Source organism: Trebonia sp., assembly GCF_049794275.1.
GTDB lineage: Bacteria > Actinomycetota > Actinomycetes > Streptosporangiales > Streptosporangiaceae > Trebonia.
Map to the genome: position 1 here is coordinate 1 of NZ_JBARCR010001024.1, position 4,522 is coordinate 4,522.

At 70.0% G+C, this 4,522-nt stretch carries 4 protein-coding genes; 1 reads left to right on the forward strand and 3 read right to left on the reverse strand.

The window, feature by feature from the left end; genetic code table 11:
* The coding region (locus WA805_RS25735; RefSeq protein WP_425243634.1) for a carboxymuconolactone decarboxylase family protein at positions 1-540 on the forward strand (540 nt) is incomplete at its 5' end.
* Positions 541-606: 66 nt separating this feature from the next.
* Here WA805_RS25735 and groL read toward each other — a convergent pair.
* The 3 genes from groL to guaA form a co-directional block, all read right to left on the reverse strand.
* Complete coding sequence (gene groL / locus WA805_RS25740) at positions 607-2,229, reverse strand: chaperonin GroEL (RefSeq protein WP_422272723.1); 1,623 nt, start codon at positions 2,227-2,229, stop codon at positions 607-609.
* Between the two features lie 115 nt (positions 2,230-2,344).
* Positions 2,345-2,659 carry a co-chaperone GroES gene (groES, locus tag WA805_RS25745; protein WP_422272727.1) on the reverse strand — a complete coding sequence of 105 codons (315 nt, stop codon included), beginning with the start codon at positions 2,657-2,659 and terminating at the stop codon, positions 2,345-2,347.
* Positions 2,660-2,852: 193 nt separating this feature from the next.
* On the reverse strand, positions 2,853-4,421 hold the full coding sequence (guaA, locus tag WA805_RS25750; protein ID WP_422327206.1) for a glutamine-hydrolyzing GMP synthase: 1,569 nt from the start codon (positions 4,419-4,421) through the stop codon (positions 2,853-2,855).
* Positions 4,422-4,522: the final 101 nt, after the last annotated feature.

The window sequence follows — 4,522 nt, forward strand, 5'->3', positions numbered from 1 at the left end:
GAGCTGGGGCCCGAGGGCCAGCAGCTGTGGGACGGGATCGTCGATGGCCGTGGGGACGTGGTCGTGGCCCCCGAGGGCGGCCTGGCCGGGCCGTTCAACGCGTTCGTCACGGCGCCTGGCGCCGGGCGGCGGCTGTCCTCGCTCGGCGCGACGCTCCGGTTCGGCACATCCATCGAGCGGCGGCTGTCCGAGATCGCCATCATCACGATCGGCGCGCGGTGGCAGGCGGAGTACGAGTGGTGGGCGCACGCGCCGATGGCGCGCGAACACGGCGTCGCCGGCGCGGTGGTGGACGCGATCGGGCGCGGCGAGGATCCGCCGTTCGAGTCCGACGATGAACGGGCCGTGTACCTGGTGGCCCGCCAGCTCGGTGACGCCGGCCGCGTGGACCAGGAGACGTACGATGCGGCGCACCGCCTTCTCGGCGACGCCGGGATGGTGGAGCTGGTGTCGCTGTGCGGGTACTACACACTGATCTCGTTCCTGCTGAACGCGTTCACCGTGCCGCTGCCGCCGGATGCGCTGCCGATGTGGGCCTGAACGCCAACGCGGGGGCCACGGTTTCCCGTGGCCCCCGCGTGAGAGGCGAACCCGCGCGGCTAATTCCTAGTGCGCGTGGCCGTGCGAGTGCCCGTGGGCGTCCGCGTCCGACGCCTCCTCTTCGGGCTTCTCGACGACCAGCGTCTCGGTCGTCAGCAGCATGCCGGCGATGGACGCGGCGTTCTGCACGGCGGACCTGGTGACCTTGACCGGGTCGAGAACACCCTGCGCTACCAGGTCGCCGTACTCGCCGGTGGCGGCGTTGTAGCCGTGCCCGACGGGCAGCGTCGCCATCTTCGCCACCACGACCGAGCCCTCCTGGCCCGCGTTCAGCGCGATCCAGCGGGCCGGCTCGGACAGCGCCTTGCGGACCACGCCGACGCCGGTCGCTTCGTCCCCGGTCCTGCCGAGGTCGTCAAGCTCCGCCGCGAGGTGCACGAGCGCGCTGCCGCCGCCGGCGACGATGCCTTCCTCGATGGCAGCCCTGGTAGCGGACACGGCGTCCTCGACGCGGTGCTTCTTCTCCTTGACCTCGACCTCGGTGGCCGCGCCGACGCGCAGCACCGCGACGCCGCCGGACAGCTTGGCCAGCCGCTCCTGCAGCTTCTCGCGGTCCCAGTCGGAGTCGGTGTCCTCGATCTCGGTGCGGATCTGCCGGATCCGCTCCTCGATCGCGGACTTGTCACCCGCACCGTCGGTGACGGTGGTGGTGTCCTTGGTGACTACGACGCGACGGGCCCGGCCCAGCGTGTCCAGGCCGACGGACTCGAGCTTGATGCCGAGGTCGTCGCTGATGACGGTCGCGCCGGTGAGCGTCGCGATGTCGGCGAGCATGGCCTTGCGGCGGTCGCCGAAGCCCGGCGCCTTCACCGCGACGATGTTCAGCAGCCCGCGGATCTTGTTGACGACGATCGTGGCGAGCGCCTCGCCCTCCACGTCCTCGGCGATCACCAGCAGCGGCTTCTTGGTCTGCGCGACCTTCTCAAGCAGCGGCAGGAACTCCGCCATCGAGGAGATCTTGCCCTGGTTGACCAGAACGTAGGCGTCGTCGAGCACGGCCTCAAGGCGGTCCTGGTCGGTGATGAAGTACTGCGAGATGTAGCCCTTGTCGAACTGGAGGCCCTCAGTGAACTCCAGCTCAAGGCCCATCGTCGGGGACTCCTCAACGGTGACCACACCGTCCTTGCCGACCTTCGCGAACGCCTCGGCGATGAGCTCGCCGATCTTCGGGTCCTGTGCGGAGATGGTCGCGACGTGCGCGATCTCCTGCTGCTCCTCCACCTCGCGGGCGGACTTGAGCAGCCGGTCAGAGACCTCAGCGGCGGCCGCGTCGATGCCGCGCTTGAGGTCCATCGGGTTGGCGCCGGCCGCCACCGAGCGGAGCCCGAGGTGCACCATGGCCTGCGCGAGCACGGTCGCCGTAGTGGTGCCGTCGCCGGCGATGTCGTTGGTCTTGGTGGCGACTTCCTTGGCGAGCTGAGCCCCGAGGTTCTCGTACGGGTTCTCGAGCTCGATCTCCTTGGCGACGGTCACGCCGTCGTTGGTGATGGTGGGTGCGCCCCACTTCTTGTCGATGACGACGTTGCGGCCGCGGGGGCCGAGCGTCACCTTTACGGTGTCGGCGAGCCGGTCCACGCCGCGCTCAAGGCTGCGGCGGGCGTCCTCGTCGAACTGGAGGATCTTGGGCATTGACTTACCTCAACCTACGGTTGGATCAGGCGGGCACTGGCACGCCGGACGCGCCTCCCGCCGCCCGCACCGTTCGTGACGGGGAGGCCGCCGGAGGCCACGTGCCGGCGCGTGACTACTTTTCGATAATCGCGAGCACGTCGCGGGCCGAGAGCACCAGGTACTCTTCGCCCGAGTACTTCACTTCCGTGCCGCCGTACTTGCTGTACAGGACCACGTCCCCGACCTTCACGTCGACGGGCACGCGCTTGGCGCCCGCGTCGTCGAAGCGGCCGGGACCGACCGCGAGGACTTCGCCCTCCTGGGGCTTCTCCTTCGCGGTGTCCGGGATGACAAGTCCGGATGCCGTGGTCTGCTCCGCCTCAAGCGGCTTGACCACGATCCGGTCCTCGAGTGGTTTGAGAACAACCTTGGTGGCGGTCGTCACGATCTGACCTCCCCCTCCGGAAAGGGTAACTGTGTGAGTTGCTTGCGATGGACGACCAGGGTTGGCCTGCCGTCGCGGGTGTCAGACCTGCCTCGTCGCATTAGCACTCTACACCAGTGAGTGCTAATGCCGAACACTAGTAGCCAGTCCGTACCCCGTCAACACGGACCGTGGCATCTCGCCAGCCAATCCGTGGCTACTCCCACTCGATCGTGCCAGGCGGCTTGCTCGTGATGTCCAGGACCACCCGGTTCACCTCAGGCACCTCGTTCGTGATCCGCGTCGAGATCCGGGCCAGCAGGTCGTTCGGCAGCCTGGCCCAGTCCGCGGTCATCGCGTCCTCGCTGGTTACCGGACGCAGCACGACCGGGTGCCCGTAGGTTCTGCCGTCGCCCTGGACGCCGACGGAGCGCACGTCGGCGAGCAGCACCACCGGGCACTGCCAGACGGTCGTGTCCAGTCCCGCCGCGGTCAGCTCGGCCCGCGCGATCGCGTCCGCCTCGCGCAGGATCTCCAGCCGCGGCGCGGTCACCTCGCCGATGATCCTGATGCCCAGGCCCGGACCTGGGAACGGCTGGCGCCACACGATCTCCGGCGGCAGCCCGAGCTCCTCGCCGACCCGCCGCACCTCGTCTTTGAACAGCGCGCGCAGCGGCTCAACCAGCCGGAACTTCAGGTCGTCCGGCAGACCGCCCACGTTGTGGTGCGACTTGATGTTCGCGGCGCCGGCGCCGCCGCCGGACTCGACCACGTCCGGGTAGAGCGTGCCCTGCACGAGGAACTCGGTGGATTCGCCGTGCGCGCCGGCCTCGGCGGTGATCTCCCTGGCGGCGCGCTCGAAGGCCCTGATGAACTCCCGACCGATGATCTTGCGCTTGGTCTCGGGATCGGTGACACCGCGCAGCGCCCCGAGGAACGCCGCGGAGGCGTCCACCACCCGCAGGCTGACCCCCGTCGCCGCCACGAAATCCTGCTCGACCTGTTCCGCCTCGCCTTTGCGCAGCAGCCCGTGGTCGACGAAAACGCACGTCAGGCGCTCCCCGATGGCGCGCTGCACCAGCGCCGCGGCGACCGCGGAGTCCACCCCGCCAGACAGCCCGGCGATCGCCCGCCCGCCGCCTACCTGCTCCCTGATCCGCCCGGTCTGCTCCTCGACGATGTTCACCATCGTCCACGTGGGCCGGCACCCCGCCGCCTCGAGGAAGCGGCGCAAGATCGTGATCCCGTGCTCGGTGTGCATGACCTCGGGATGGAACTGGACCCCGTAAAGCCCGCGGTCCGCCGCCTCGACCGCCGCGGCGGGGGTCGCCGCGGTGTGCGCGGTCACCGTGAATCCCGGCGGCGCGACCGTGGACGTGTCGCCGTGCGACATCCAGACACCGAACCCGTCGCCGAGCCCGGCGAGCAGCCGGCCGCCGCCGGCGGTCACCCGCACCGGCGTCCCGCCGTACTCGGCGGCGCCGGTGCGCTCGACGGTTCCGCCCAGCTCCCTGACCAGCACCTGGTGCCCGTAGCAGATACCGAGCACCGGCACGCCGGCGTCGAACAGCCCGGCCGGCGCGGCCGGCGCGCCCGGCGCGTAGACCGACGCGGGTCCCCCGGACAGGATGATCGCCTTCGGCTGCCGCGCCAGCATCTCTGCGACCGGCATCGTGGACGGGACGATCTCCGAGTAGACGTGGCACTCGCGTACCCGGCGGGCGATCAGCTGGGCGTACTGCGCGCCGAAGTCAACGACCAGAACGGTGTCAAACCCGCCAGGCACATGTACCGCCTTCCACCAGGGAATTTCCCGTGCAGAAGGTCAAGTTTAGCCGCACCGCCCGGTCAGCCTGGCGTCCCTGGCGGCGCCGCGGAGGCCTGGCC